Origin of the sequence: Amycolatopsis alkalitolerans, from assembly GCF_006152065.1 — a bacterium.
Taxonomy (GTDB): Bacteria; Actinomycetota; Actinomycetes; order Mycobacteriales; family Pseudonocardiaceae; genus Amycolatopsis_E; species Amycolatopsis_E alkalitolerans.
In genome coordinates, this window is sequence record NZ_VDFW01000037.1 from 38,575 (window position 1) to 64,158 (window position 25,584).

The window sequence follows — 25,584 nt, forward strand, 5'->3', positions numbered from 1 at the left end:
GCGCCTCAGATCCGGTAGCCAGAACGGGCCACCGTGTGGATGAGCGGCGGGTCGCCGAGCTTGGCCCGCAGTCGGCTGACGGTGATCTTGACCGCGTGCGTGAACGGGTCGGCGTGCTCGTCCCAGACGCGCTCCAGCAGTTCCTCGGCGGAGACGGTGCGGCCAGCTGAGGAGAGCAGCAGTTCCAGCACGCCGAACTCCTTGGGTGCGAGGTCGAGTTGCCGGTCGCCGCGCCAGGCGCGGCGTCGCCCGATGTCCACGCGCAGGTCCCCGTGGCGCAGCACGGGTGGGATCGCCGGCTGGGCGCGGCGGGCCAGTGCGGTGATGCGGGCGACAAGCACCGGGAAGTCGAACGGCTTGGGCAGGTAGTCGTCGGCACCCAGGCCGAGCCCACCGACAACGTCGTCCATGCTGCCGGCGGCGGTGAGCATGATGATCCGGCCGCGTCGGCTGACCGCGATCAGCTCGGCGCACACGTCGTCGCCGTGCATGCCGGGCAGGTCTCGGTCGAGCACGATCACGTCGTAGTCGGTGGCCAGGGCGCGGTCCAGCCCGGACGGTCCGTCAACGGCCAGGTCGACGGCCATCCGCTCGCGGCGCAATCCGACCGCAATCGTCTCAGCCAGCTCCGCGTCGTCGTCGATGACCAACACTCGCATAGGCCCAGGATGCCCGCCACACGGTTTCGCCGCGGTTTCCCCCGCGCGCCGGCCGACGATACCGGCCCGAAACCGTCGCCTGCGTACCAACGGCATCAACAAACTACTCGAACCGAGGACATCGACGAAGGACACCGCCATGACACATCGACGCATTTTCCTGATCGCCAGCCTAGCCGTCTGCGGGCTGTTCGCCGGGGCATGCGGCAGCCCGGATTCGAGCGGCCCGCCCGTGGCCAGCATCTCCTCGTCGGCGTCGGCACCTTCATCGAACGGATCGGCGACGCCAGCGAGCGCGCTGGCGTATTCGCAGTGCATGCGGGCGCACGGCATCTCCGATTTCCCCGACCCGGAACCCAACGGCGACCTGCGGCTTTCCGACGGTCCTGGGTCGGATCTCGCCCCGGACAACCCGGCGTTCAAGGCCGCCGACACCGCCTGCAAGTCGCTGCTGCCAGCACAGGCTCCGCCGACGAACCTCCATGCACAGACCTTGAAGTACGCCAAGTGCATGCGGGCGCACGGCATCTCCGATTTCCCCGACCCGGAGCCAACCGGCGAGTTGAAGATCCAGGCGACGCCGGGCAGCGACCTCGACATCAACAACCCGCGATACAAGACGGCCGACGGCGCCTGCAAGCAGTACCTGCCTGGCGGCGGCGCTGGCGGGACCAACAGCGCCGGCGGTGGATCATGAGGACCCGGCCCACCGACCCCCAAGCACCGCTGGCGCCCCAGCCGCGCCATGCCCGTCGACGCAGTCGGCTCGCGATCGGTGGGGTGGTGCTGGCGATCCTGGCCGGTGCCGGCGCCTTGGTGGAGATTGCCCATCCGTACGGGATCAGCCTCGCTCATCCGCTCGGCGTCCGCCAGCCCGCCAATCCAGCTGGCACCGGCAACGGTGCGGCGACCACGACGGCGACCGTCGCCCGCCAGTCGCTGTCTGCGCGGACCAGCCTGACCGGCACGCTGGGCTACGCCGGGGACTACACCGTGACCGATGCGGACCATGGCACGATGACGTGGCTACCCTCGGTCGGCCAGGTGATCGGCCAGGGCGAGGTGCTCTACCGGGTGGACGGGCAACCGGTCGTGCTGCTGTACGGGTCGACGCCCGCCTACCGCGCACTGGCCCAAGGGCAGAAGGCCTCCGACGTCACCGGCACCGACGTGCGACAGCTCAACCGCGACCTGGTGGCCCTCGGCTACGCGAGCGCGAAAGCCCTGAACCCGTCCTCGAACGAGTTCACCGGGGCCACCACGGCGGCCATTAAGGCGCTACAGAAGCACCTTGGCGTCGCCGAGACCGGCCGGTTCGACCTCGGCCAGGTCGTGTTCCTGCCCACCGCCGCCCGGGTCACCAGCCTGTCGGCCACCCTCGGTGGGCAGACCGGCGGCCCGATCCTCAAGGCCAGCTCGACGACCCGCCAGGTCACCGTCAACCTCGGCGCCACCCGGCAGTCGCAGATCGCGGTCGGTGAGCAGGTCGGCATCGCCCTGCCGGACGGGCGCACCACGACCGGCCGGGTGAGCGCGGTGGGCACGGTCGCCACCACCCCGGCCAACGACTCGACCAGCGGACCGACCGTCGAGGTCGACATTAGCCCGACCGACGCCTCCGCCACCGGCACGCTGGACCAGGCACCGGTGCAGGTGCAGATCACCACCGACACCGTCCGCGACGCCCTCGCCGTTCCCGTGACCGCGCTGGTCGCCCTGGCCGGCGGCGGGTACGCCGTCGAGGTGTTCGCCCCCGACGGCACGCGCCACCTGGTGGCGGTGTCACTCGGGCTGTTCGACGACGACGCCGGGCTGGTCCAGGTCACCGGAGCCGGGCTCGCGGCCGGCCAGCGCGTGGTGGTGCCGGCGTGACCACCACCCCCGACACACACCAGCACCCTCCCGCCACCGCCCAGCGGGTGTTGGAGCTGGCCGCGGTCACCAAGACCTACCCCAGCCACCCCCCGGTACCCGCGCTGCGCGGCGTCGACCTGACCGTCACCGCCGGCGAGCTGGTCGCCGTCGTCGGCCCGTCCGGGTCGGGCAAGACCACGCTCCTGCACGTCATGGGCACCCTCGACCGGCCAACGTCAGGCAGCGTGCGGGTCACCGGCCTGGACACTTCCGACCTGACCGACCGGGAACTCGCCCGGCTGCGCGCCACCCGCATCGGGTTCGTGTTCCAGCAGTTCTTCCTCGCGGAACACGCCACCATCCTGGACAACGTCGCCGACGGCCTGCTCTACACGGGCACCCGTCACCGGCAACGCCGCGAGCAGGCCGCGGCGGCGCTGACCGCGGTCGACCTCGGCGATCGGCTGACGGCCCGGCCCACCCAGCTGTCCGGCGGGCAGCGCCAGCGGGTGGCCATCGCCCGAGCACTGGTCGGCCAGCCCGGGATCGTGCTTGCCGACGAGCCCACCGGCAACCTCGACCACGCCACCGGACAGACCATCCTCACCCTGCTTGACGAGTTGCACGCTCGCGGCACCGCCATCGTGGTGATCACCCACGACCGCGACGTCGCCGCCCGCATGCCCCGTCGTGTCGAGATGCTCGACGGACAAATCACCACGGACACCACAGCCACCCGCTACGACTGGGGGCAGCAATGACCGCACTCGCACACCTCGGGCTCAGCGACCTGGCCCGGTTGGCCAGCGTCGGGCTGCGCACCCGCAAGCTGCGCGCCGCGCTGTCCGCGCTCGGTATCGCCATCGGGGTGGCCGCCATCGTCGCCGTGCTCGGCCTGTCCTCCTCCTCCCAAGCGGGGCTGCTCGCCGAGATCGACCGGCTGGGCACCAACCTGCTCACCGTCGCCAACGGGCGGACACTCGTCGGCGGCACCGCCGAACTGCCCACCGCCGCACCCGGCATGATCCGCCGCATCGGCCCCGTCACCGCCGTCGAACCCGTCGGCGCGCTCAACACCATTCACGCCTACCGCAGCCCCCACATCCCGGCCGTCAACACCAACTCGATCTCCGTCCAGGCCGCCAGCCTCGGACTACCGGACGCCATCGGCACCCGCGTCGCGCAGGGCCGCTACCTCAACGCCGCGACCGCCCGCTACCCCGTCGCGGTGCTCGGCGCTACCACGGCACAACGCCTGGGCATCGACCGCATTTACCCCGGCGAGCGGATCTGGGTCGGCGGGAAATGGTTCTCCCTCACCGGCATCCTCGCACCCTCCGCGCTGGCCCCCGAGATCGACACGGCGGTGCTCGTCGGCTTCCCCGCCGCCAAGAAATACCTCGGCTTCGACGGACACCCCTCCACCATCTACGTCCGCGCGGCGACCGACCGCGTCACCGCCGTGCAACCCGTGCTCGCCGCCACTGCCAACCCGGAAAATCCCAGCCAGGTCACCGTCAGCCGGCCCTCCGACACACTCGTCGCCCGCGCCGCCGCCCAAAGCGCCCTCAACGGCCTGTTCCTCGGCCTCGGCGCCGTCTCACTGTTGGTCGGCGCCATCGGCATCGCCAACATCATGGTCATCTCGGTCCTCGAACGCCGCTCCGAGATCGGGCTACGCCGCGCCCTCGGCGCGGCCAAGGGCCACATCCGCGCCCAGTTTCTCACCGAAGCCATGCTGCTCGCCCTACTCGGCGGGACCCTCGGCGTCGCCACCGGCGCCGGCGCCACCACCCTCTATGCCACCAGCAAACACTGGGCCGTCATCGTGCCCACGATCGCCTGGGCCGGCGGACTGGGCGCCGCGATCCTCATCGGCCTCCTCGCCGGACTCCTGCCCGCCCTCCGCGCCGCCCGCATGTCCCCCACCCAAGCACTCTGGGCCGTCTGAAGTGACACCGTGCCAGACAACACGCACCGCACCAGCACCGCGATCATCCGGGCAGACCCGCAGCGACGATCGACTCAAGACGACGTGATCACCCAAGCTGGCGTGCGTGCCTCACGCGGCGTCGAACAGTTCCGTTGCCGCGGCGACCAGGCCGCGGTCCGTGCCAGCGGCTCCGACGAGGCAGATGCCGACCGCTGTCGGCTGCCCGGCAGCGCCGGCGACAGTGAGCGCGGGGACCGACAACGCGGGAAGGCCGCCGATTCCGGCGAGACTGGTCATTGCGAGAGTTGCGGAGCGGGTGCGTGCTAGCGCCCCCGCGTCGGCGCGGAGCAGCGGAGCCGGCCCCGGGACAGTGGGCAGTGCCACGATCCCGTCGCCGACCATTTTCCTGATCGCATCGCGGTCGCGCGGAAGCCGGTCCACGGCCGCGGCCCGGGTTCCCGGATCGACGTCGCGTGCGGCCGCGAAACGCGCCGCGATAGTCGGCCCGAGCGCCCCCGGATGCGCTTCGATCCATTCGCCGCGCACGTCCCAGGCTTCCCCGGCCTGGACCAGGCGAAAGGTTTCCCGCAGTGCCGCCGGTTCCGGAATGCCGTACTCGGCAAGACGTACACGGCGGACCGGGATGCCGACGTCGGCGAGACACGACTCGAACGCCGCGACGGTCGCCGGTTCCGCACAGGAAAGCAGCTCCTCAACCACCAGAAACTCGGCAGGTGGTTCGCTCGCGGACACGCCTGGCAGGCAAACGCCGGCCACGCGGCAGAGGACGGATCCGTCGCGAGTCAGCCACCCGACGGTGTCGAAGCTGGGCGCGAGTGCGAGCAACCCGTCCCGGGGAACAAGGCCATGCGTCGTACGCAGGCCCCACAACCCCTGGTACGAGGCCGGAACGCGGACGGAACCTCCGGTGTCCGTGCCGAGCCCGATGTCGGCGAGGCCCAGCGCGACGGCGCTGGCCGAACCGTTCGACGAGCCGCCGGGAATGGCCAGGGGCGTGACCCCGTTCGGTGGCGTGCCGTAGTGCTCGTTCCGCCCGGCGATGCTGTAAGCGAATTCGTCGGTGCGGGCGATCCCGCGCATGGCCGCCCCGGCGGACAGCAGGAGGGCGAGCGCCGCGGCCGCCTCGGTCTCGACGGCGGCCTCACGAAGCCACGTCGGGTTGCCGGCGCCGACCGGTTGTCCTGGCACGGCATAGAGATCCTTGACCGCGACCGTGAGCCCGTCCAGCGGACCTGAACCGGTCGCAGCCATCAATGGATCACCGACAGCGCGCCAGATCGTTCGGTCGAGCGGGGCGGGGCGGCTGGTGACGTGGGCCGCCTCGATCCGCCAGGTTCCGTCCGTCCGCCGCCACAGCTGGCTCTGCAGCCCCCGGCCGCCCGTGGCGAACTCCGACACCGAGACGACGAGGGCGAGATGCGGGCCGAGCTCGCGCACCTCGACTTGGCCGATTCGCCGACGGGCCACCCCGCCCCGGGCGCTGCGGAAGGAACTGATCGCGTCGTGGCCGACGAGCAGGGCCTTCTCGTCGCCTCGCAGTGTTGCCGGCCCCGGCGCGAACGCGCTGTCGAGCGCGGGCAGATCATTCGCCATGAGTGCGGCCTCATATCCGGTAAGGGCTGCCAGCAGTCCTTCCGGAGCCGGAGTGTCCGAAGTGGACGTCATCGGCTCACCCCCGAGAAGTCGGATTTGCGGATCCGAGCGTGCACCCCGGTGACAAGGTCGACGACCTGAGAGATGTTGAAGTCGGTCGCGGCGCTCAGATAGGCGTAGGCCAGATGTTCTGCCATCCCCCAGCGGGCGCCGAGGATGGCGATCGCATGCCGGACGCAGGCGCGCACGGCCTCGTCGAGGTCGGTGTCCATCCCGGTTGGGACCAGAAAGTCCTGGGTTTCGGCAACGGGACCGGCGAGCTCACCGAAGCGCTCGGTCGCTTCCGCGGCGGTGGTCAGTTCAAATCGGACAGTCGCCCGGAGGGACGCTTCCATTGCGGTGAGGGCAACCTCGCCGTCTCCCTGGGCAAAGTGGGGGTCGCCCAGGTAGGCGAGCGCACCGGGCACCCGCACCGGCAGGTGCAGGCTCGCCCCGGCCTGCAGGAGGTTGATGTCGATGTTGCCACCGTGCGCGCCGGGCGGCACGGAGTGCAGCCGCTCGCCCTTGGTGGCCACACCCATGATCCCGAGGAACGGCGCCAGCGGGAACCGGATCGACCGCTCGGCGCCCTCGGTCAGGGGCAGCCGGCCGACGAGCGTGCCATCGACGGCGGTTGCCACGTCGGCGAAAACGCTGATGTTGCCGGCGCCCAGGGGGAACTCGCCGCTGAGCGCGCCACGACCGTGCCGGTTGGAGATGACCCCATAGCCGACGCGGGGAGTCGTCTCGACGACAGTCATCGTGAGCAGGTCGCCGGGCTGCGCCCCATCGACCACGATCGGGCCGGTGACGACGTGTGGACCGTCGTTCGCGGTGTCCCGGACCCCGCTGCGGGCGATCGCGATCGCGTCGCTGAGCACGTTCGCCGGGTCGACGCCGTGAGAACCGAAGAACCCCAACGGATCCCGGCCTTGGTCCTCGAGGATGCCCTCGTGGCTCACCGTATCGATCGTGACCTCCTCGCCGGGTGAAACCTTTAAGACGGCAACGTCCGCCTCGCTGGGGAGACGCCCCCAGAGGTAGGTGCCGGGCTCGGTCGGCAGGTAGTGGCGGGCGGGGATTCGCCCGCTTCCAGGCTGCAGGGTTTCGATGTCGGACACTGGCAGGTCCTCTCGCCTGAGGATCGGGGGGTCAGCGGGTCTTCCGGGTGACGAGTCGCGCCACGTCGGCGAGATGGTCGGCCATGGCCTGCCTGGCGGGATCTGGGTCGCCGCGCTCGACAGCCTGGTAGATCGTCCGGTGCCAGTTGAACGACGAGCGCCGCCCTTCGCGGGTCGCGTGCGACCTGGCCCGGACCTCATGGACCCAGGTGCTGCTGAGCTCGCACAGCGATACGAGTAGCGGGTTCCCCGACGCGCGAGCCAGCTGCACGTGGAAAGCCACGTCCTGCCGGAGTGACTCGGCCGGGTTCAGCCCAGCATGCGTGGACGCCAGGATTTCCTCGAGCAGGAGAAGGTCGGACTCGGTTGCTCGCTCGGCGGCGAGGCTGGCGACCTGCGGTTCGATCAGCATTCGCAGCTCGGCCACATTGGCCTGTTCCGCGTCGTCATCGGTGAGCGTCTCGAGCATCGCGGTCGCTGCCACCGGTCGCGGGAGCACCACGGTGCCACGCCCGGGCGCCCTCGACACCAGCCGCCGCTGTTCCAGCTCGTGGAGTGCCTCCCGGATGGTCGTGCGGGAGACCTCCAGGTTCTCCGCGAGCACCCGCTCGGGCGGGACACGGTCCCCGGGACACAGCTCGCTGGTGACCATCTTCTCCAGGTGGGCGGCCGTTGCCGCGCTCAACGTGCGCCCGCGTCGCATCGCCATTGGCGTCTCCCCACCAGTCGGTTGGCTCCTTGGTCCGGCCAAGACTAGACCATTCCCGCCTTTGGTTTCTTGGTATGGCCAAGTCTTACCTGCGCGTTACCCAAGGGGCGAGAGACGGAAACACGACGGAACGACCGTGGGCAAATTCCATCGATCACGAGGAGCCCCGGTGGACCTGATCCTGCGCAACGCGCGACTTGCCGACGACGCCCCGCTCACCGACATCGCCATCGCGGGCGGGTTGATCGTCGACGTCTCGGTGGACGGCGGGCACTCCGCGCCCGAGGAGATCGATTGCGCCGGCCGGGTCGTGATCCCCGGCCTCATCGAGAGCCACCTGCATCTGGACAAAGCCTTGCTGGACCGGGAAAAACCGAACCGCGACGGCACGCTCGCCGGGGCGATCGCGGTGACCGGAGAGCTGAAGCGCGACTTCACCGCCGAGAACGTCCGGGCCAGGGCCAGCCAGGTGATCGAGCAGGCCATCGGCAACGGAACGACGGCCATCCGCGCCCACCCCGACGTCGATCCGATCGTCGGCCTGCTCGGCGTCGACGTGCTGCTCGGTCTCCGCGAGGACTACCGCGGCCTGGTCGACCTGCAGATCGTCGCCTTTCCGCAGGAGGGGATCTTCAAGGCCCCCGGGACGCTTGAGCTGCTTCGCGAAGCCCTGCAGCGCGGCGCCGACGTCATCGGCGGTTGCGCCTACAACGAGAACAGCCTGGCCGAATGTCATGCCCACATCGAGGCTGTCTTCGATCTCGCGGAAGAGTTCGGGGTGCCGGCCGACATACACGCCGACTTCGCCGACGACGCCGCGGATCCGCGGTTCGCACTTGCGGACTACATCGCCGAGAACACCGTCCGGCGGCGTATGGCGGGCCGGGTTGCGTTGGGGCACATGACTTCCTTGGCCGGACGGCCGGTCGCCGAGCGCCGGTCGACCCTGGCCCGCCTCGCGGACGCAGGCGTCGCGGTCGTGCCGTTGCCCGCGACGGACTTGCACCTCGGGGGGCGTTCGGACGGTGAGAACGTCCGCCGGGGTGTCGCGCCTGTCCGCGACCTGTGGGAGGCCGGGGTTACCTGTGCCTACTCGTCGAACAACGTCCGCAACGCCTTCACCCCGTACGGCAACGCGGACCTGCTCGACATCGGCCTGCTTCTCGCGCAGACCAGCCACCTGTCCGGCCATGCCGACCTGGCCCGCGTGCTGGACATGGCCACCCATTCAGCGGCGAAAGTCGTTGGCATCTCGGCGAATTACGGGATTCAGCCCGGCTGCGCCGCGAACCTGGTCGTGCTATCGACCCGCTGCGTCGCCGACGTGCTTCTCGACCGCCCTGACCGTTGCTTCGTCATTAAAAACGGCCGGGTCGTGGCCACCACCGTCCGAACCACCCGCCTCAAGGAGCCCTCCCATGCGTGACCGGATCCCCCACGAGATCGTCGCCTCCGTACTGGCCGGGACCACCGCCTTCATCGGCGGCACCACCCTCAACCTCCCGCCGTGGGCGATTTTCATCAGCTGGGCGGGAACTTTTCTCCTCGGCGGCCCCACGATGGCCAACGCCAAGCGCCTGTGGCTGGCGATGCCGGCCGGTTCCGCGTTCGCGCTGGCCATCGTGCTCATCGACAAGAACATCGGCACCGCCCTCGGTACGAGCCGCGTCGCTCAGGACGCGGTCCTGGCCTTGATCATCTTCGCGGTCAACTCCCTGCTCATGTACACCGGACGGCTCAAGCCGTTCGCGTTGATTCCGGGCATGTTCTTCGGGTTCGCCTCCTTCTTCGCCACCTTCTTCGGCGGCTTCGGATTCGCCCCCGGAAACCCCTGGGCCGCTTGGGTTTCGGTCGTCGCCATGAACTTCCTCGGACCGGTCTTCGCCTACCTGTCGGTCAAGCTGGCCTTCCCCCGGCCGGAGCACCGGCGCGCACTGGCCGCCGCGGTCCCGCAGCGGCGACATTGAGCCCGCCGGTTCCGGCGCCATTCCCGGGGTCTGGTGCCTGCCGACCTATCCGGAGTAGGACTCCAGGTAAGGAATGGCTTCCGCCTGGCTCCGACGACGCCAGCGCCGCGATCGTGACCTTCTCAATGCGAACTGTCGGCATCGGAGTTTTCAGCCGGGACATCGTCGGATCCGACGCCACCTGCCCGAATACGCCCGGCTCGGGCCCGCAGCAGACCGGCATGGGCTAGGCAGTCCCCGCCCAGCGCGACTGCGACCGCCGCATCCAGCACGATCTTGCCCGGATCATGCACGGCGCGGCGCTTTCACCGCGATGACAACGCCCTCGACAAGGCCGCGGTCAGCCCGGCCGCTTCGGCCGTGCGCCGCAACAACACTGCCCCGGCCTGCGACACGCCGCCGAACCCTCACCAGGGCTCTCTTCGGAGGGCCCCTGACTCCTGTCGGCGTCCGACTCAGTCGACGTCGTCGAGTAGGCGCAGGTCTGCGGGACGAGCGTGGTGGTCTTCCATGAGATGGCGGATGAGGTTGTCGTTGAGGGAGTGTTTGGACAGCCGGGTGCGGAAGTACCGCTTCGAACTCCGGGCCACGGACGGCAACCAGGTCTGGACGACACAGGCGAAGCCCATCCGGGGCGCGACCTGCCACCGGTAGCGGCGGTCACCAGGATTGCCGTGTGACGCCAAGCAGGACCACGAACACCGGCAGCGCCCACAGCAGCACATGGAGGAACGGCCGGGGACGGCGCCACGCGACGAGGTAGGTCACCGGCGTGCCGAACAGCAGCAGCATCGCCAGTTGCGGGCCCACCGTGAAATACCACGCATCGCCGCTCGGCGGTCCGAACGCGATGGAGCCGAAGAGCAGGAACGCGGCCTCCCACGAAAGGATCGCACCGGAGGAGAGCAGCCAGCCCCGGCCGCGCATTCGCGGTTGACGTCCCTTCCCAGTCTCGCCGGTTTCCGGAGTCGTCATGGGCCGGACCATAGGACCGGCACCCGGGACCGCTCCCGGACCGCCGCCGGTGGCGATTTGGCCGGTTCGGCCCACTTTCGCCCAAGAAGCTCGATACGGTGTGCGGGACGTACGACGAGGATGCACGGCAATGTCGGCGACGACACCGCGGTCCATGGGCGCTGACAACCCGCTGGTCGATCCGGATTCGCAGGTCAACCGCGACGACTACTTCCCCAACCCGGACAAGATCGCGCGCGGGGACCTGAGCCCCGCCAGGCCGATCACCTCGGGCGGCGACTGGTGGGCGGGTTCCGGGCTGTGGGACGACTGCAACCAGCTGGCCCAGTCCATCAAGGACCGTGATCTCGTCGGTGTCTTCTTCGGCACGATCGCCGTCGAACTGGACCCCATCGGCACCGCGTTGGCCGGCAACCCGGACACCATAAAAGGTGTCGCGAACACCTGGACCAACATCTCCGGGCGGATGAAAGAGGTCGCGCAGGCGAGCCGGATCAGCAGGCGCTGGACTGGATCCGGGACGTTCACCCGACGGGTGCGACCCGGATGCTGGGGCTCGGGCACGGCGACGAGATCAGCGTCGCGATGTCCAGGCAGCACCGGGGTTTCCACACGTTCGCGTACGAGTGGACATGGCGCGAACCGGGCACCCGGCGGCCGCGGCGCGAGCACCGGACCGTCGTTGCGATCGCGCTGCCGATCGCGGTGCAGGCGGCCGTCAGCACCATCGACAGGGGCGGCCTGCACGTCGAGACGCTGGGCCCGCCTGCCGACTTCCTGGCCGAGTTGCTCAGCCGGATTCCCGCCCAGATCTGGGGCCGGCGAGAGTCTTGATCCGGCAGGATGAGCGCGTCGAACCAGCTGACCGGCTGCGTCTGCCATCAGGAGCCGACGTAGGCCGCGAGATGCTCGCCGGTGAGGGTGGACCGGGCGGCGACGAGTTCGTCGGGCGGGCCCTCGAAGACGATCCGGCCGCCGTCGTGGCCGGCGCCGGGGCCGAGGTCGATGATCCAGTCCGCATGCGCCATCACCGCCTGGTGGTGCTCGATGACGATGACCGACTTGCCGGCGTCGACGAGCCGGTCGAGCAGGGCCAGCAGTTGCTCGACGTCGGCGAGATGGAGCCCGGTGGTCGGCTCGTCGAGGATGTAGACGCCACCCTTGTCGGCCATGTGCGTGGCGAGCTTGAGCCGCTGCCGCTCGCCGCCGGACAGCGTGGTGAGCGGCTGGCCGAGCGTGAGGTAGCCGAGACCGACGTCCGAGAGCCGGTCGAGGATGGCGTGCGCGGCGGGCGTGTGCGCCTCGCCGGCCCCGAAGAACTCCCCGGCCTCGGCCACCGACATCGCGAGCACCTCGCTGATGTCGCGGCCGCCGAGGTGGTGCTCCAGCACCGATGCCTGGTACCGCTTGCCCTCGCACTCCTCGCACGTGGTGGCGACACCGGCCATCATCGCCAGGTCGGTGTAGACGACCCCGGCGCCGTTGCAGTTCGGGCAGGCGCCCTCGGAGTTGGCGCTGAACAGCGCCGGCTTCACGTTGTTGGCCTTGGCGAACGCCTTGCGGATCGGTTCGAGCAGCCCGGTGTACGTCGCTGGGTTGCTCCGGCGCGAGCCACGGATCGGGGCCTGGTCGACCGACACGACGCCGTCCCGCCCGGACACCGAGCCGTGGATGAGTGAACTCTTGCCCGAGCCCGCCACCCCGGTGACCACCACCAGCACGCCGAGCGGGATGTCGACGTCGACGTCCCGCAGATTGTGGGTGCTGGCGCCGCGCACCTCGAGCATGCCCGAACGCGTTCGCACCGAAGGCTTCAGCGAGGCCCGGTCATCCAGGTGCCGGCCGGTGACGGTGCCGCTGCCGCGCAACCCGTCCACGGTGCCTTCGAACATGACCTCGCCGCCGGCGGTACCGGCGCCGGGGCCCAGGTCGACCACGTGGTCGGCGATCGCGATCGCCTCCGGCTTGTGCTCCACGACGAGCACGGTGTTGCCCTTGTCGCGCAGCCGCAGCAGCAGATCGTTCATCCGCTGGATGTCGTGCGGGTGCAGCCCGATCGTCGGCTCGTCGAAGACGTAGGTGACGTCCGTGAGCGCGGAGCCGAGATGGCGGATCATCTTGACCCGCTGCGACTCGCCGCCCGAGAGCGTGCTCGACGACCGGTCGAGGCTGAGATAGCCGAGCCCGATCTCGACGAACGAGTCGAGGCTGTGCCCGAGCGCGGTCAGCAGCGGCGTCACGGACGGTTCCTTGAGGCCCTTGACCCAGTCGGCGAGATCGCTGATCTGCATCGCGCAGGCGTCGGCGATGCTGATCCCCTTGACCTTCGACGAGCGGGCGTCCGCGGACAGGCGGGTGCCCTCGCATTCCGGGCAGGTGGTGAAGGTGACCGCACGCTCCACGAACGCCCGGATATGCGGCTGCATCGACTCCTTGTCCTTCGACAGCATCGACTTCTGGACCCGGACGACCAGGCCCTCGTAGGTCATGTTGATGCCCTCGATCTTCATCCTCGTCGGCTCGCGGTAGAGGAAGTCCTGCAGCTCCTTCTTCGTGTACTTGCGAATCGGCTTGTCCGGGTCGACGAGGCCCGACGAGGTGTAGAGCCGGTAGTTCCAGCCGCCCGCCTTGTAACCGGGGATCGTCAGCGCGCCCTCGTTGAGGGATTTGCCGTCGTCGTACAGTTGGGACAGGTCGATGTCGTTGACCGAGCCGCGGCCCTCGCAGCGCGGGCACATGCCGCCGGTGATGCTGAAGCTGCGGCGCTCCTTCACGGTCCGCCCGGCGCGCTCCAGGGTGACCGCGCCCGCGCCGCTGATCGAGGCGACGTTGAACGAGAACGCCTTGGGCGAGCCGATATGCGGTTTGCCGAGCCGGCTGAACAGGATGCGCAGCATCGCGTTGGCGTCGGTGGCGGTGCCGACCGTGGACCGGATGTCACCGCCCATCCGCTGCTGGTCGACGATGATCGCGGTGGTCAGCCCGTCGAGCACGTCGACCTCGGGGCGCGCGAGGGTCGGCATGAAGCCCTGCAGGAAGGCGCTGTAGGTCTCGTTGATCAGCCGCTGCGACTCCGCCGCGATCGTGCTGAACACCAGCGAACTCTTGCCGGAGCCCGAGACGCCGGTGAACACCGTCAGCCGCCGCTTCGGCAGTTCGACGTTGACGTCCTTGAGGTTGTTTTCGCGTGCACCGTGCACCCGGATCAGCTCATGGCTGTCGGCGGCCGGCGCCTGCGGTCTCTTGCTCGTGGCCATGCTCAGCGTTTCTCCATCTTCTCGGTCAGCCCAACCAGTGCCCGTCACGCATCAAGGTGCGGCCGTCCAGCGCGATCACCACCCGCTCGTTCACCCAGGCCGGCGACAGGGGCACCAGGTGCGGCGCCCCCGCCGCCGAGGCTCAGTGCGTCTCCTGGATGCGCACCAGGTTGCCGGACGGATCGCGGAAGGCGCAGTCACGGATGCCGTACGGCTGGTCGGTGGGCTCCTGGACGACCTCGACCTCGCCGGACTGCAGCCGGTCGAAGGCGCTGTCGAGGTCCTTGGTGGCCAGGTTGATGCTGGCGAAGGTGCCCTTGGCCATCATCTCGGAGATGGTCCGGCGTTCGTCGTCGGTGACGCCGGGGCTCGCGGCCGGTGGGTACAGCACGATCGACGTGCCGGGCTGGTCCGGCGAGCCGAGCGTGATCCAGTGCATCCCGCCGTATTCGACGTCGTTGCGGACTTCGAAGCCGAGAGCATCGCGGTAGAACGCCAACGAGGCGTCCGGGTCGTTGTGCGGAAGGAGGGCTGAATGAATTGTGATGTCCATGACGGTCACATTAAGCGCGGGCCGAGGACGGCGCTTCTCGATTCCTGATCGGTCTGGTGACCTGTTTCGCGACGCACGGCAGCATCCCCTCCGTCGCGCCGGCCCCCTCGTTCCGGTAGGTGCTGGGCGGCATCCCGACCAGTTCGGTGAAGCGGGTGCTGAAGGTACCGAGCGAAGAGCAGCCGACCTCGAAACAGACGTCGGTGACGCTGAGGCCGCCACGGCGCAGCAGGGCCATCGCACGCTCGATGCGCCGCGTCATCAGATAGCTGTACGGCGATTCGCCGTAGGCGCGCCGGAACTCGCGGCTGAGGTGCCCGGCAGACATGTGCGCGTCGCGGGCGAGCGCCTCGACGTTCAGCGGTTGTGCGTACTCGCGGTCGATCCGGTCGCGGACTCGGCGCAGCCGCGCGAGGTCGCGCAGGTGCTGTTCGACGTCCGGACTGCTGGTCACCTGCGCAATCATGGCATATGGCCTTGACCGTCGCAGGGCCTACCGCGACCCTCAGGCCGGCCGCGCGAGCCGCCGGTCCAGCGGCATCAGCAGGCCGGCCAGCGCGAGGAACAGCACGGCGATGAGCACGCAGTTCAGCGTCACCCGCGCGTAGCCGAGCGAATCGGCTTCCAGGAAGGGATACGGGTAGAACCCGGTCGCCGCGCCGCGGATGAGCGTGAACACCAGCCACAACAGCGGATACGCGAGGCTCCACCACACGATGCGCGGGCCGAGCGTCCCGTGTGGGCCGAACAGCAGCCAGCCGAGCACCCCGAGGATCGGCGAGACCGTGTGGAGCAACTGGTTCGCGACCGCGCCGGCGGTGGTCAGCTCGACCAGTCCGGCGAGCGCGAGGTGGTAGACGACGCCCGTCACCGCGATCGCGAGCACCCCGTCGAGGCGCAGCGTCCGGAACGCGGTGGACGGACGATCCGGGCGGATCGCCAGCAGCAGGCTCGTCCCGCCGACGATCAGGTTGGACAGGATGGTGAAGTAGCAGAACACGTTGGCGACCCGTGCGGCCGGCGAGGCGAACAGCCCGCCCGTCGCATGCGCCGCGTCGACCAGTTGCACCGCCACACCCACCAGCACGACCAGTGCGGTCACGGCGAACCACGCGCGAGCGATCATGGCCGAACACTACTGTCCACTGTGGTCGGGCGCCCCTCAGGACACGCGTCCCGAAAGGTAGGCTGATCGTCCGAACCGGAGGGAGGACTCATGGCCGTGACGCCGCCGGGCCTGCGCGAAGCGCTTTCGCCCAATCAACTGGCCAAGCAGGAGCAGATCGTGGACGCCGCGCGCCGGGTGCTGGTCCGGGACGGCCTCGCCGGGTGCACCGCCCGCGCGATCGCGGACGCCAGCCCGCTCACCAAGAGTGCCATCCACTACTACTTCTCCGATCTGGACCTGTTGATCGACCGCGCGATGGCCGCGCTCGTCACCGACTTCCTCGCCGAGCTTCGCACCGTCGCGACGAAGTACGACGATCCGGAAGAGCGGTTGTGGGCCGTGCTCGAGGCGTACCTCGACACGTTCGCGAGCAACCCCAACGCCGCTTTCGGCTGGTTCGAGTACTGGGTCGCGGTCGGCCGCGCCAAACACGTCCGCGCCGCCGAGGCGATGCTGCGTTCGGTGATCGAGTTGCTCACCGACCTGCTGGGCGACCTCGGCATCGACGATCCGCGCGCCCGCGCCCGCGCGCTCCAGTCCTACCTGCTCGGCGCGATCGTGCAGCAGAACGTCCGGCGCCGCCCGTTCGCGACCCTGCGCGAAGAGATCGAACTGCTCTGCCTCGCATAAGGTGCGGGTATGCCTCTGTTTTCGTTCGAGGGCGTCAGCCCGACCGTGCACCCCGACGCCTGGATCGCCCCCACGGCCACCCTCATCGGCGACGTCGTCGTCGAGAAGAACGTGTCGATCTGGTACGGCGCCGTGCTCCGCGCCGACTTCGGCAAGATCGTCATCCGCGAGGGTGCGAACATCCAGGACAATTCGGTGCTGCACGTGAACGACGGGGTGTGCGAGGTCGGCCGCAACGTCACCGTCGGGCACATGTGCCTCGTGCACGACTGCACCGTCGGCGAGCAGGCGCTGATCGGCAACGGCTCGACCGTGCTCGACCAGGCCGTCATCGGGGAGCGCGCGCTCGTGGCCGCCGGTGCGACCGTGACGCCGAACACGGAGGTGCCCGCCGAGCACATCGCGATCGGCAGCCCGGCCAAGAAGTTCGTGCCGCTGACCGATTCGGCCCGCGCCTGGGTCGAGCACAACGCGGCCGTCTACCAGGACCTGGCCCGGCGTCACGCCAATGGAATAGCCCCGGTCGACTAAGCTGGCTTCCCGTACAGCGACTGGCGCCGTAGAGGTGGAGCACCACCGGGAAGCGACCGACGAGGCCGGCACCGCGCGCCTGGGTGTGGCCAGTGTCAGGAGTAGAGACATGACGCACCAGCCACCGATTCCGACCCTTACCGCAGCCGATCCCGACATCGCCGGGCTCGTCGAGGACGAGGCCCGCCGCCAGGCCGAGAAGATCCGGTTGATCGCTTCGGAGAACTACGTCTCGCAGGCGGTGCTGGAAGCCACCGGCACCGTACTGACGAACAAGTACTCCGAGGGCTACGCCGGCAAGCGCTACTACGAGGGCCAGCAGGTCATCGACCGGCTCGAGGCCGTCGCGATCGAGCGGGCCAAGTCGCTGTTCGGCGCCGACCACGCGAACGTCCAGCCCTACTCCGGCTCCCCGGCGAACCTCGCCGCCTACTTCGCGTTCGCGCAGCCGGGGGACACGGTGCTCGGCATGGGCCTGCCCGCCGGCGGCCACCTCACGCACGGCGCGTCGGTGTCGATCACCGGGAAATGGTTCAACGCGGTGCAGTACGGCGTGCGCAAGGAGACCGGCCGCGTCGACTTCGACCAGGTTCGCGACCTGGCGAAGGAGCACCGGCCGAAGCTGATCATCGCCGGTGGCACGGCGATCCCGCGCACGATCGACTTCCCGGCGTTCGCCGAGATCGCGCGCGAGGTCGGTGCGGTCCTGGTCGCCGACATCTCGCATATCGCGGGCCTGATCGCCGGCGGCGCGCATCCGTCGCCCGTCGGCCACGCCCAGGTCGTGACCACCACGACGCACAAGACACTGCGCGGTCCGCGCGGCGCGATGATCCTGACCGACGCCGAGCACGCGAAGGCGATCGACAAGGCGGTGTTCCCCGGGCTGCAGGGCGGTCCGCACAACCACACCACCGCCGCCATCGCCGTCGCGCTGGGCGAGGCGGCCAAGCCCGAGTTCCGCGACTACGCGCACGCGGTCGTCGCGAACGCCAAGGCACTCGCCGCCGCGCTGACCGAGCGTGGCTTCGACCTCGTCTCCGGCGGCACCGACAACCACCTGCTGCTGGTGGACCTGACCAGCAAGCAGATCGCCGGCAAGCCCGCGGCGAAGGCGCTGGACCGCGCGGGTATCGAGCTCAACTTCAACACCGTGCCGTTCGACCCGCGCAAGCCCTTCGACCCGTCGGGTATCCGGCTGGGCACCGCGGCGATCACCACGCGCGGCCTCACCCCCGAGCACCAGCCGCAGATCGCCGAGTGGATGGACCGCGCGATCGCCGCTGCGGCCGCGGAGGACGAGGCGTCCATCGACAAGATCGCCGGCGAGGTGCGGGACCTGCTCACCGCGTACCCGATCCCCGGCTACCGGGCCTGAAATGCCGTGAGGGACCCCCTCACGGCCCATTTGGGCATGAGGGGGTCCCTCACGGCATTAAGTGGGGTCAGTGCTCGCCGGTCTCGGCGGCCTCCTTGGCCAGCCGGTCGGCTTCGCGCTGGAAGGACCGCTCGATCTCGGCCTCCGCCTCGGCCCGGCCGGCCCAGTTCGAGCCCTCGACGCTCTTCGCCGGCTCCAGGTCCTTGTAGACCTGGAAGAAGTGCTCGATCTCGAGCTTGTGGAACTCGTTGAGGTGGTGGATGTCGCGCAGGTGCTCCAGGCGCGGGTCGTCGGACGGGACGGCGAGGACCTTGTCGTCCGGACCCTTCTCGTCGGTCATCCGGAACATGCCGATCGCGCGGCAGCGGATCAGGCAGCCGGGGAAGGTCGGCTCCTGCACCAGGACCAGTACGTCGAGCGGGTCGCCGTCCTGACCGAGGGTGTTGTCGATGAACCCGTAGTCGGCCGGGTACTGCGTGGCCGTGAACAGGGTGCGGTCGAGCTTGATCCGTCCTGTCTTGTGGTCCACTTCGTACTTGTTGCGCTCCCCTTTGGGGATTTCGATAGTGGCGTCGAACTCCACGGCGATCCTCGCTGAACTCGTCTTTTCGAACCGCCCCTGGCGGCTCACGCTGTCACTAACTTGTCTTCACTAGTGTGGACCACGCGCCGTTGAGAAGTCGCACTGATGTCATCTTGACTACTGTGAGTTTGGCCCCTGGTGCGCTGACGGGATGAGGAGGGGTGCGTGCCGCCGCACGGAGACGAGCCGGCCTGGCCGTCGGACGATTCGGACGTGGTCGACGACGATGCCGCCGGCGAAGGGGCCACCGGGAAATCCGAGCAGGACACCGGAGCGACGGCGCAGCTGAAGCTGCCCGAGCAGGCGACGGTGTGGGTCGAACCACCCAAGACCGAGGACGTACCCGCCAAGCCGGAGCCCGCGGCGGAGCGTACGGCGTTCCTGCCGGTCGTGAAATCACTCGACGAGCCGGAGGCCGCCAAGCCCGAGCCCGCCAAACCGGAGGCCGCGGCGGAGCGCACGGCGTTCTTGCCGGTCGTGCCGTCGTTCGACCAGCCCAAAACCGGCGAGCCGAAACCCGAACCGCCGGAGGAGCGCACGGCGTTCCTGCCCGTCGTGCAGACGCCGCGCCCGCAGCCGTCTGACCAGGTGACCGCCCCACAACCGCTCGAGCAACCCACCCTGTTCCAGCCGCCACCGCGCCCGGTCCCGCCAGCCGGGATCGTGCACGCGCAGCCGATGCGGATCGAGCCGTCCGGCGAGGTGCGCCCCGCCGAGCCGGTGCCGCAAGCCGAACCGACCCCGCCGCCCCCGGCGGAACCGCCGCGCAGGCGCAGGCGCGGGCTGCTCGTCGGCGGCGCGGTCGTGCTGGTGCTGGTGATCGCCGCGGGGGTTGCCGCCGCGACGCCGTACGTGTCCAACCGGCTCGGCCTGCCCTGGGCGCCGAACCTGCCCAAGGGCGACACGCCGGTGCCCGCCGCGGTCACGCTGTCGCTCCGGCCGCCCAGTTCGTCGGCGCCGACCCCGACTGCCGCCGGGCTGTCCGCCGCGCTCGCGGGCCCCGCCGCCAACGGCGCGCTCGGCACGCTGGCCGGCATCGTCATCGACCCGGCGACGGGCCAGACCCTGTGGAACCACGACTCCAGCCAGTTGCTGACCCCGGCTTCGGCGACCAAGCTGCTCACCACCTCGGCCGCGCTGCTCAAACTCGACCCGGGTTTCCAGATCAGCACCAAGGTGGTCCAGGGGTCCTCGCCGGACACCGCGATCCTCGTCGCGGGCGGCGACCCGACGCTGTCCTCGTTGCCGGACGGGCAGGAATCGATCTACCCGGGTGCCGCGCATCTCGACGATCTGGTCGCCCAGGTGAAGAAGGCGTCCGGCGGCGCCATCACGAAGGTCCAGCTCGACACGTCGCTCTACTCCGGCGCGCAGTCCGGTCCGGGCTGGGCACCCGAGGACACGCCCTCCACCTACGCCGTGTCGGTAGTACCGGGGATGCTCGACGGCGGCCGGTCGAATCCCAAGATCGACGAGGTGGCCCGCACCGCCGATCCCGGCGGGACGCTGCTGCAGACCTTCGCGCAGCGGCTCGGTGCCACCGCGGCCGGCAACGCCACCGCACCCGACGGCGCGAAGGTCCTCGGTGAGGTGCGCTCGGCGCCGTTGACGGAACTGGTGGCCAACCTGCTGAGGATCTCCGACAACAACCTCGCCGAGGCGGTCGGCCGGCAGACCGCGATCGCCAACGGCGCGCCCGCCACGTTCGCCGGTGTCGCGCAGACGACGCTGAACGTGTTGGCGCAGAACGGTTTCGACGTGTCGGGTATCTCGATCAACGACGGCAGCGGGCTGTCCCCGATGAACAAGGTGCCGCCGAAGCTGCTCGCGCAACTGCTGACCGTCGCCGCGGCGCCCGACAACTCGGACCCGCGCACGGCGAAGCTCCGCCCGATCCTGGCGGGGCTTCCGGTCGCGGGCGGCAGCGGCACGCTCGCCGACCGCTTCGGCGACCCGAGTTCGTCGGCGGGCAAGGGCTGGGTGCGGGCGAAGACCGGAACGCTCTCGGGCGTCAACACCCTCGCCGGGGAGGTGCTCGACAAGGACGGCCGCGTGCTGGTATTCGCGATGATGTCCAACGGCTCCGCCATCCTCGAAGCGCGCCCCGCCCTCGACACCCTCGCGGCGACCCTACGTGGCTGCGGATGCCGATAGGAGTTCTCTTTGAAGCGGCGGAGCCGCTTGCGGTGGGCCGTCAACTGGCACCGCTGCGGGTTCTAGTGTTTCGTGATCTTGTTGTCTTTGCGCGCGGGTGTGTTTGTTCGCCAGGGTACTGAGTTGGCTCTTGGCGTCGCTGAGTTGGCTCGGGGCGTTATCGAGTTGGCCGGCCGCTGTCGCCTAGGGCAAAGTCAGCGACCGGACCAGCCAACTCGACACCGCAGCGGACAAACCCACCGACCCTACGGGCAAACACGGCAACGTAAACCGGACAGGATCACACGACACTAGCTGGTTCCTGGCAGTGACATTGCTAGCAGCGCCGACGGTGTTGTTCCTGTGTATCGGCATACATGAGGAGGCGATCCCGGAGCCAGGGGCCGCCTCAGGTTCCGCCACCTGCACCGTCACGCAAGCCGGGTCGAAACCGGTCGTCGCGGCGGGTAGCTTCGGAGGAATGAAGACGGTGAGCGACGAGAAGGCGCGGCCAGTCGTGGACTGGTCGCTCGCCGCGTCGACGGGTGCGTTCCTCGTGCGTGGCAGTGGCCCGTCGGTGCCGCTTGCCGAGGCGCAGCTCGCGGTCAGCGAGTTGCGTGAGTTCTCCGTCGACGCGGAGGCGCACGTTCGCGACCTGACCGGGCTCGGCGCGGGGCTGCCCCTGCTGCCGGGCGAGGTGGTGGACCGCCCCGGCTGGGTGCGCGCCGCGGCCGCGGGCCTGGATTCCTTGACCAGCAATGCCTTGCGCGCGCTGCCGTCGAACCCGCTCGCGCCCGTGCTCGCGAGCGGTGCGGGGGTGCAGACCGGGGTGGTGCTGGCCTTCCTGGCGTCGCGGGTCCTCGGCCAGTACGACCCGTTCGGCGGCGACGGGGGCCGCCTTCTGCTGGTCGCGCCGAACGTCGTCACGGCCCAGCAGGCGATGCAGGTGCCGGGTCGCGACTTCCGGCTCTGGGTGTGCCTGCACGAGAGCACGCACCGCCTCCAGTTCACCGCGGTGCCGTGGCTGCGGGACTACTTCGCCGACGAGGTCGAGCGCCTGGTCGGCGGGCTCACCGCGGAGGACGACGGGGTCACCGACCTGCTCGGCCGCCTGCCCGAAGCTGTGCGCGAAGCCAAGCGCGCCAAGGAGGACGGCGGTATCGCGGCGCTCACGCAGCTGCTCCGCTCGCCGCAGCAGCGTGAGGTGTTCGACAAGCTGCTCGCCCTGTCGACGTTGCTGGAAGGCCATGCCGACTACGTGATGGACGCGGTCGGTCCCGGTGTGGTGCCCGCGGTCGAACTGATCCGCCGCCGCTTCACCGCGCGGCGCAGTGGCGGCGGTTTCTTCGACCGGCTGCTGCGCACCCTGCTCGGGATCGACGCGAAGATCCGCCAGTACGCCCAGGGTGCGGCGTTCACCCGGCACGTCGTCGACCGGGTCGGGATGTCCGGCTTCAACGCCGTGTGGACCTCGCCGAACACGCTGCCCGACCGCGCGGAGATCGCCGACCCGGAGGCGTGGGTCCGGCGTGTGCACGGCTGAAGACCTGATCCCGGTCCGCCTCGCCGTGCGGCGGTTCCTCGCCGGGCACGCCGAAGCCGACTTCGACGTGGCGGTGTCCGGTGGTGCCGATTCCCTCGCGCTGGCCGAGGCGGCCGCGCACGAGGGGCACAAGCTCGGCCTGCGGGTGCGTGCGCTGGTCGTCGACCACGGCCTGCAGGACGGATCCGCCGAGATCGCCGGGAAGGCCGCCGCCACGGCGCGGGGGCTCGGCGCCGACGAAGCCGAGGTGCTGACGGTCGAGGTCGGCGGGCCGGGTGGGATCGAAGCCGCCGCGCGGCGGGCCAGGTATGCCGCGCTCGCCGGCAAGGGCCGCGGGCTCGTGCTGCTCGGGCACACCAGGGACGACCAGGCGGAAACGGTCCTGCTGGGGCTCGGCCGTGGGTCCGGTCCGCGGTCGATCGCCGGGATGAAACCGTTCGATCCGCCGTGGGGCCGCCCGCTGCTGGAGGTGCCCCGCTCGGCCACCCGCGCCGCCTGCGCCGCGCTGGGCGTCGAGCCGTGGGAGGACCCGTTCAACGCCGACCCGCGGTTCACCCGGGTCCGCCTGCGCACGGACGTGCTGCCACTGCTCGAAGAAGTCCTCTCCGGGGGTGTCGCGGGCGCGCTTGCCCGCACGGCGAAACAGCTTCGCGAAGACCTGGAAACGCTCGATGAGCTCGCCGCTCAGGTCGCCTTCGATGGTGACGTGAAACCGCTCGAGAACCTTCCGCCCGCCCTGCGCCGTCGTGTGCTCCGACGGTGGCTGATCGACGGTGGCGCCGGTGATCTGTCCGACGCGCAACTGCGGTCGGTCGACGCCCTGGTCGGCGAATGGCATGGGCAGGGCGGGGTCTGGCTGCCGGGTAGCTTGGTGGTCGCCAGGACACATGGCAGGCTGAGCATGAATCGTCGCGAAGAACCAAGAGGGGACTGACCCGTGTACGAAGGCGAGATCGCCTCCGTGCTCGTCACCGAGCAGCAGATCCAGGACAAGATCAACGAACTCGCCAAGCAGATCGCGGTCGACTACGCGCGGGACGGTGTGCACTGCGACCTCCTGCTCGTCGGCGTGCTCAAGGGCGCGGTCATGTTCATGACCGATTTCGCCCGCGCGCTGCCGATGCCGACGCAGCTGGAGTTCATGGCGGTCTCCTCCTACGGCTCCGCGACCTCGTCCTCGGGAGTCGTGCGGATCCTCAAGGACCTGGACCGGGACATCGCGGGCAAGCACGTGCTGATCGTCGAGGACATCGTCGACTCGGGGCTCACCCTGTCCTGGCTGCTGAAGAACCTCGCGAGCCGCAACCCGGCCTCGCTCGAGGTGTGCTCGCTGCTGCGCAAGCCGGACGCCGTCAAGGTGGATGTGCCCGTGAGGTACGTCGGGTTCGACATCCCGAACGAGTTCGTCGTCGGGTACGGCCTGGACTATGCGGAGCGTTACCGCGATCTCCCCTACATCGGGACGTTGGACCCCAAGGTCTACAGCTCGTGAGTAACGGACGGTGAAGGCTCGGCGAATCCGGAACCGGAGGTCGCCGGAAGCCGTCATAATCCCTGTCCGAGTGCGTTAACCTATGCGAACAGGGGTAGCCGGGCGGCCACTCCCGGCATGGACTTGGGGCAGGAGAGAACCGATGGGGAACAGCAGCTACGCGGATGCCGCGGCGTTCCGGAACGCGGCGGTGAACGGTCAGCTGGGAGTGGACCCGGACGCCGCGCAGAACGTGCTGAAGAAGATCCGCGCCGGTAAGGACTCGGTGGAGAACCTGCTGAGCAGCGCGGGCGCGCTCGCCGAGGCCCCGAAGCTCGGCGCGAACCCGGTCGGCGACGCGATCGCCGCGAAGTTCGTCCAGCGGGCCGAGGGCGGCGGGGACTCCTACACCACGGCCCTGCGGAATCTCCTCAACCAGTACCAGCAGGCCGAGCAGGCCATCGTGCTGGCGATGCGCCACTACCACCAGATCGACCAGGCCGCTTCGGACGCGCTGTCCGGGCGCGCGTGAACCAGGGGGCAAGATGACCGGCTTCGACCAGCAGAGCAACCCCGGCGCCGGCGGCACGCCGGCGACCCCCGCGCCCACCCCGGTCTCCATGGGTGACGGCAGCGAGAGCGCGGCGATCGTCCAGCAGGCGCGCAGCGGCGCGAACGGGTTCGACTACGGCTCGGACCGCGCGATCGGCAGCCCGCCGAACTGGGCCTCCCAGCAGAGCGATCAGCTCTACCGCGGCGCCACCCAGAACAACGACCCGGCGACGGCGGAGGCCACCGGCCATACCTGGAAGTCCCACGGCGACGAACTGCACCAGGCGGCCAACGACCTGTACAACGCGATCGTCGAACTCGGCAGCGTGTGGATCGGGCAGGGCGCCGGTGGCGCGCAGGGCGCCCTCGTCGGCATCGCCAACTCGAGCCAGCAGGCCGGCGACGCCGCGCACACCATGGCGAACCGCATGGCGCAGCAGGCCTCCGCGGCCGCCGAGGTCAAGAAGATGCCGGCGCCCAAGGAGTTCGACCCGGCCAAGCAGACCGCGGCGATGCTCGCCGGTGGTCCGGCCGCCATGGTCGCCGACATGAAGCAGCAGGCCGACGACGCCAAGTCGGTGCACGAGCAGCAGGTCCAGTACTTCAACGCGTACACGCGCGCGATGTCCGAAGTGGACGACTCCACGCCGAGCTTCGGCCCGGACTCGCTCGGCCTGCCGCCGGACGGCTCGATCGCCGGCGCCACCACCGCGTCCGCGGTCGGTCCCGCCCCGGTCGCCGGCGCCTTCACCGCGGGTGCGGCGGCTCCGCTCACCGGCGCGCCGGCCGGCGGCGGGGACGCGTCCGTGCACGGTTCCGCGTTCGGCGGCCACCTCGGTGAGGCGGCGAGTGTCGCCGGCCCCGGGGCGCCGGCCGGTCCGGCGCCGGGCGGTCCGGTTTCCGGTGCGGGCGTG

27 protein-coding genes and 2 pseudogenes are annotated in these 25,584 nt (G+C 69.9%); 16 read left to right on the forward strand and 13 right to left on the reverse strand.

Going from position 1 to position 25,584, the window contains the following annotated elements; translation table 11 throughout:
• Nucleotides 1–5 precede the first annotated feature (5 nt).
• Nucleotides 6–659, reverse strand: a complete 654-nt coding sequence (locus tag FG385_RS29290) for a response regulator transcription factor (RefSeq protein ID WP_139100038.1) — start codon at nucleotides 657–659, stop codon at nucleotides 6–8.
• Here FG385_RS29290 and FG385_RS34100 point away from each other — a divergent pair.
• Genes FG385_RS34100 through FG385_RS29305 form a run of 4 tightly spaced genes read left to right on the forward strand, consistent with a single transcriptional unit; the run spans nucleotide 643 to nucleotide 4,464 of the window.
• Nucleotides 643–1,356, forward strand: coding sequence for a hypothetical protein (locus FG385_RS34100; protein ID WP_160148911.1), 714 nt, complete (start codon nucleotides 643–645; stop codon nucleotides 1,354–1,356). The two genes, FG385_RS29290 and FG385_RS34100, sit on opposite strands and share 17 nt — an antisense overlap.
• Nucleotides 1,353–2,531: a peptidoglycan-binding protein gene (locus FG385_RS34105; RefSeq protein ID WP_160148912.1), complete on the forward strand. Its 1,179-nt coding sequence runs from the start codon at nucleotides 1,353–1,355 to the stop codon at nucleotides 2,529–2,531. The genes FG385_RS34100 and FG385_RS34105 overlap by 4 nt, the downstream gene beginning before the upstream one ends.
• Nucleotides 2,528–3,274, forward strand: coding sequence for an ABC transporter ATP-binding protein (locus tag FG385_RS29300; RefSeq protein ID WP_235022864.1), 747 nt, complete (start codon nucleotides 2,528–2,530; stop codon nucleotides 3,272–3,274). The genes FG385_RS34105 and FG385_RS29300 overlap by 4 nt, the downstream gene beginning before the upstream one ends.
• Entirely contained in the window at nucleotides 3,271–4,464 is a 1,194-nt protein-coding gene (locus FG385_RS29305) for an ABC transporter permease (RefSeq protein WP_139100040.1), read from the forward strand. The genes FG385_RS29300 and FG385_RS29305 overlap by 4 nt, the downstream gene beginning before the upstream one ends.
• A gap of 111 nt (nucleotides 4,465–4,575) precedes the next feature.
• Here FG385_RS29305 and FG385_RS29310 read toward each other — a convergent pair whose 3' ends face one another.
• From FG385_RS29310 to FG385_RS29320, 3 genes are read right to left on the reverse strand one after another with little or no spacing between them, the layout of a single operon-like run.
• A complete protein-coding gene (locus FG385_RS29310) occupies nucleotides 4,576–6,132 on the reverse strand; it encodes an AtzH-like domain-containing protein (protein WP_139100041.1) in 1,557 nt (518 codons plus the stop codon).
• On the reverse strand, nucleotides 6,129–7,220 hold the full coding sequence (locus tag FG385_RS29315; protein WP_139100042.1) for an acetamidase/formamidase family protein: 1,092 nt from the start codon (nucleotides 7,218–7,220) through the stop codon (nucleotides 6,129–6,131). Before FG385_RS29315 ends, FG385_RS29310 begins: the two co-directional genes overlap by 4 nt.
• A gap of 31 nt (nucleotides 7,221–7,251) precedes the next feature.
• The gene (locus FG385_RS29320) at nucleotides 7,252–7,929 is read right to left on the reverse strand and encodes a FadR/GntR family transcriptional regulator (protein WP_200834714.1); all 678 of its coding nucleotides are present in this window, start codon (nucleotides 7,927–7,929) and stop codon (nucleotides 7,252–7,254) included.
• Nucleotides 7,930–8,098: 169 nt separating this feature from the next.
• Between FG385_RS29320 and FG385_RS29325 the strand changes: the two genes are divergently transcribed.
• Together FG385_RS29325 and FG385_RS29330 are read left to right on the forward strand one after the other, a co-directional pair.
• Nucleotides 8,099–9,355: an amidohydrolase family protein gene (locus FG385_RS29325; protein ID WP_139100043.1), complete on the forward strand. Its 1,257-nt coding sequence runs from the start codon at nucleotides 8,099–8,101 to the stop codon at nucleotides 9,353–9,355.
• Nucleotides 9,348–9,896 carry a DUF1097 domain-containing protein gene (locus tag FG385_RS29330; RefSeq protein ID WP_139100044.1) on the forward strand — a complete coding sequence of 183 codons (549 nt, stop codon included), beginning with the start codon at nucleotides 9,348–9,350 and terminating at the stop codon, nucleotides 9,894–9,896. Before FG385_RS29325 ends, FG385_RS29330 begins: the two co-directional genes overlap by 8 nt.
• A gap of 151 nt (nucleotides 9,897–10,047) precedes the next feature.
• Here FG385_RS29330 and FG385_RS35110 read toward each other — a convergent pair.
• The 4 genes and pseudogenes from FG385_RS35110 to FG385_RS29350 all read right to left on the reverse strand — a co-directional run.
• Nucleotides 10,048–10,291: pseudogene (locus FG385_RS35110) on the reverse strand (transposase); the annotation flags it as partial.
• 60 nt (nucleotides 10,292–10,351) lie between these two features.
• The gene (locus tag FG385_RS29340) at nucleotides 10,352–10,582 is read right to left on the reverse strand and encodes a hypothetical protein (protein WP_139100045.1); all 231 of its coding nucleotides are present in this window, start codon (nucleotides 10,580–10,582) and stop codon (nucleotides 10,352–10,354) included.
• Entirely contained in the window at nucleotides 10,557–10,871 is a 315-nt protein-coding gene (locus FG385_RS29345) for a hypothetical protein (RefSeq protein ID WP_139100046.1), read from the reverse strand. Before FG385_RS29345 ends, FG385_RS29340 begins: the two co-directional genes overlap by 26 nt.
• Nucleotides 10,872–11,078: 207 nt before the next feature.
• The gene (locus tag FG385_RS29350; protein ID WP_139100047.1) at nucleotides 11,079–11,435 is read right to left on the reverse strand and encodes a hypothetical protein; all 357 of its coding nucleotides are present in this window, start codon (nucleotides 11,433–11,435) and stop codon (nucleotides 11,079–11,081) included.
• On the opposite strand from FG385_RS29350, the gene FG385_RS29355 reads away from it, so the two are divergent.
• On the forward strand, nucleotides 11,418–11,705 hold the full coding sequence (locus tag FG385_RS29355) for a hypothetical protein (RefSeq protein WP_139100048.1): 288 nt from the start codon (nucleotides 11,418–11,420) through the stop codon (nucleotides 11,703–11,705). The genes FG385_RS29350 and FG385_RS29355 overlap by 18 nt on opposite strands.
• 47 nt (nucleotides 11,706–11,752) lie before the next feature.
• On the opposite strand, the gene FG385_RS29360 is transcribed toward FG385_RS29355, so the two are convergent.
• The 4 genes from FG385_RS29360 to FG385_RS29375 form a co-directional block, all read right to left on the reverse strand.
• Entirely contained in the window at nucleotides 11,753–14,128 is a 2,376-nt protein-coding gene (locus FG385_RS29360; RefSeq protein ID WP_139100049.1) for an ATP-binding cassette domain-containing protein, read from the reverse strand.
• 142 nt (nucleotides 14,129–14,270) lie between these two features.
• Nucleotides 14,271–14,681, reverse strand: a complete 411-nt coding sequence (locus tag FG385_RS29365; protein WP_200834715.1) for a VOC family protein — start codon at nucleotides 14,679–14,681, stop codon at nucleotides 14,271–14,273.
• A gap of 10 nt (nucleotides 14,682–14,691) precedes the next feature.
• Nucleotides 14,692–15,135, reverse strand: a complete 444-nt coding sequence (locus tag FG385_RS29370) for a helix-turn-helix transcriptional regulator (RefSeq protein ID WP_139100051.1) — start codon at nucleotides 15,133–15,135, stop codon at nucleotides 14,692–14,694.
• A gap of 51 nt (nucleotides 15,136–15,186) precedes the next feature.
• Nucleotides 15,187–15,807 (reverse strand): Pr6Pr family membrane protein, encoded by a 621-nt coding sequence (locus FG385_RS29375; protein ID WP_139100052.1) that lies wholly within the window; start codon nucleotides 15,805–15,807, stop codon nucleotides 15,187–15,189.
• Nucleotides 15,808–15,897: 90 nt separating this feature from the next.
• On the opposite strand from FG385_RS29375, the gene FG385_RS29380 reads away from it, so the two are divergent.
• From FG385_RS29380 to FG385_RS29390, 3 genes are all read left to right on the forward strand, one after another.
• On the forward strand, nucleotides 15,898–16,479 hold the full coding sequence (locus FG385_RS29380) for a TetR/AcrR family transcriptional regulator (RefSeq protein ID WP_139100053.1): 582 nt from the start codon (nucleotides 15,898–15,900) through the stop codon (nucleotides 16,477–16,479).
• A 9-nt stretch (nucleotides 16,480–16,488) separates the two neighbouring features.
• Entirely contained in the window at nucleotides 16,489–17,010 is a 522-nt protein-coding gene (locus tag FG385_RS29385) for a gamma carbonic anhydrase family protein (RefSeq protein WP_139100054.1), read from the forward strand.
• A 109-nt stretch (nucleotides 17,011–17,119) separates the two neighbouring features.
• On the forward strand, nucleotides 17,120–18,388 hold the full coding sequence (locus FG385_RS29390) for a serine hydroxymethyltransferase (RefSeq protein WP_139100055.1): 1,269 nt from the start codon (nucleotides 17,120–17,122) through the stop codon (nucleotides 18,386–18,388).
• Nucleotides 18,389–18,455: 67 nt separating this feature from the next.
• On the opposite strand, the gene FG385_RS29395 is transcribed toward FG385_RS29390, so the two are convergent.
• Nucleotides 18,456–18,971: an inorganic diphosphatase gene (locus FG385_RS29395; RefSeq protein WP_139100056.1), complete on the reverse strand. Its 516-nt coding sequence runs from the start codon at nucleotides 18,969–18,971 to the stop codon at nucleotides 18,456–18,458.
• A gap of 165 nt (nucleotides 18,972–19,136) precedes the next feature.
• On the opposite strand from FG385_RS29395, the gene dacB reads away from it, so the two are divergent.
• From dacB to FG385_RS29425, 6 genes and pseudogenes are all read left to right on the forward strand, one after another.
• Nucleotides 19,137–21,125 carry a D-alanyl-D-alanine carboxypeptidase/D-alanyl-D-alanine endopeptidase gene (dacB, locus tag FG385_RS29400; protein WP_139100057.1) on the forward strand — a complete coding sequence of 663 codons (1,989 nt, stop codon included), beginning with the start codon at nucleotides 19,137–19,139 and terminating at the stop codon, nucleotides 21,123–21,125.
• A 460-nt stretch (nucleotides 21,126–21,585) separates the two neighbouring features.
• Entirely contained in the window at nucleotides 21,586–22,647 is a 1,062-nt protein-coding gene (locus tag FG385_RS29405) for a zinc-dependent metalloprotease (RefSeq protein WP_200834717.1), read from the forward strand.
• Entirely contained in the window at nucleotides 22,634–23,581 is a 948-nt protein-coding gene (gene tilS / locus FG385_RS29410; protein WP_139100058.1) for a tRNA lysidine(34) synthetase TilS, read from the forward strand. Before FG385_RS29405 ends, tilS begins: the two co-directional genes overlap by 14 nt.
• Nucleotides 23,582–23,584: 3 nt before the next feature.
• Nucleotides 23,585–24,139, forward strand: a complete 555-nt coding sequence (gene hpt / locus FG385_RS29415) for a hypoxanthine phosphoribosyltransferase (protein WP_139100059.1) — start codon at nucleotides 23,585–23,587, stop codon at nucleotides 24,137–24,139.
• A 142-nt stretch (nucleotides 24,140–24,281) separates the two neighbouring features.
• Nucleotides 24,282–24,650 (forward strand): hypothetical protein, encoded by a 369-nt coding sequence (locus FG385_RS29420; RefSeq protein WP_139100060.1) that lies wholly within the window; start codon nucleotides 24,282–24,284, stop codon nucleotides 24,648–24,650.
• A gap of 13 nt (nucleotides 24,651–24,663) precedes the next feature.
• A pseudogene (locus FG385_RS29425) lies at nucleotides 24,664–25,584 on the forward strand (hypothetical protein); the annotation flags it as partial.

Bases quoted from the DNA above. Each gene is read 5' to 3' on its own strand.
- FG385_RS29375 (WP_139100052.1), bottom strand. From the start codon at position 15,807: ATGATCGCTCGCGCGTGGTTCGCCGTGACCGCACTGGTCGTGCTGGTG.
- FG385_RS29405 (WP_200834717.1), top strand. From the start codon at position 21,586: ATGAAGACGGTGAGCGACGAGAAGGCGCGGCCAGTCGTGGACTGGTCG.
- FG385_RS29305 (WP_139100040.1), top strand. From the start codon at position 3,271: ATGACCGCACTCGCACACCTCGGGCTCAGCGACCTGGCCCGGTTGGCC.
- FG385_RS34105 (WP_160148912.1), top strand. From the start codon at position 1,353: ATGAGGACCCGGCCCACCGACCCCCAAGCACCGCTGGCGCCCCAGCCG.
- FG385_RS29365 (WP_200834715.1), bottom strand. From the start codon at position 14,681: ATGGACATCACAATTCATTCAGCCCTCCTTCCGCACAACGACCCGGAC.
- FG385_RS29290 (WP_139100038.1), bottom strand. From the start codon at position 659: ATGCGAGTGTTGGTCATCGACGACGACGCGGAGCTGGCTGAGACGATT.
- FG385_RS29310 (WP_139100041.1), bottom strand. From the start codon at position 6,132: ATGACGTCCACTTCGGACACTCCGGCTCCGGAAGGACTGCTGGCAGCC.
- FG385_RS29320 (WP_200834714.1), bottom strand. From the start codon at position 7,929: ATGGCGATGCGACGCGGGCGCACGTTGAGCGCGGCAACGGCCGCCCAC.
- FG385_RS29330 (WP_139100044.1), top strand. From the start codon at position 9,348: ATGCGTGACCGGATCCCCCACGAGATCGTCGCCTCCGTACTGGCCGGG.
- FG385_RS29390 (WP_139100055.1), top strand. From the start codon at position 17,120: ATGACGCACCAGCCACCGATTCCGACCCTTACCGCAGCCGATCCCGAC.
- FG385_RS29355 (WP_139100048.1), top strand. From the start codon at position 11,418: ATGCTGGGGCTCGGGCACGGCGACGAGATCAGCGTCGCGATGTCCAGG.
- FG385_RS34100 (WP_160148911.1), top strand. From the start codon at position 643: ATGACCAACACTCGCATAGGCCCAGGATGCCCGCCACACGGTTTCGCC.
- FG385_RS29420 (WP_139100060.1), top strand. From the start codon at position 24,282: ATGGGGAACAGCAGCTACGCGGATGCCGCGGCGTTCCGGAACGCGGCG.
- FG385_RS29385 (WP_139100054.1), top strand. From the start codon at position 16,489: ATGCCTCTGTTTTCGTTCGAGGGCGTCAGCCCGACCGTGCACCCCGAC.
- FG385_RS29380 (WP_139100053.1), top strand. From the start codon at position 15,898: ATGGCCGTGACGCCGCCGGGCCTGCGCGAAGCGCTTTCGCCCAATCAA.
- FG385_RS29345 (WP_139100046.1), bottom strand. From the start codon at position 10,871: ATGACGACTCCGGAAACCGGCGAGACTGGGAAGGGACGTCAACCGCGA.
- FG385_RS29360 (WP_139100049.1), bottom strand. From the start codon at position 14,128: ATGGCCACGAGCAAGAGACCGCAGGCGCCGGCCGCCGACAGCCATGAG.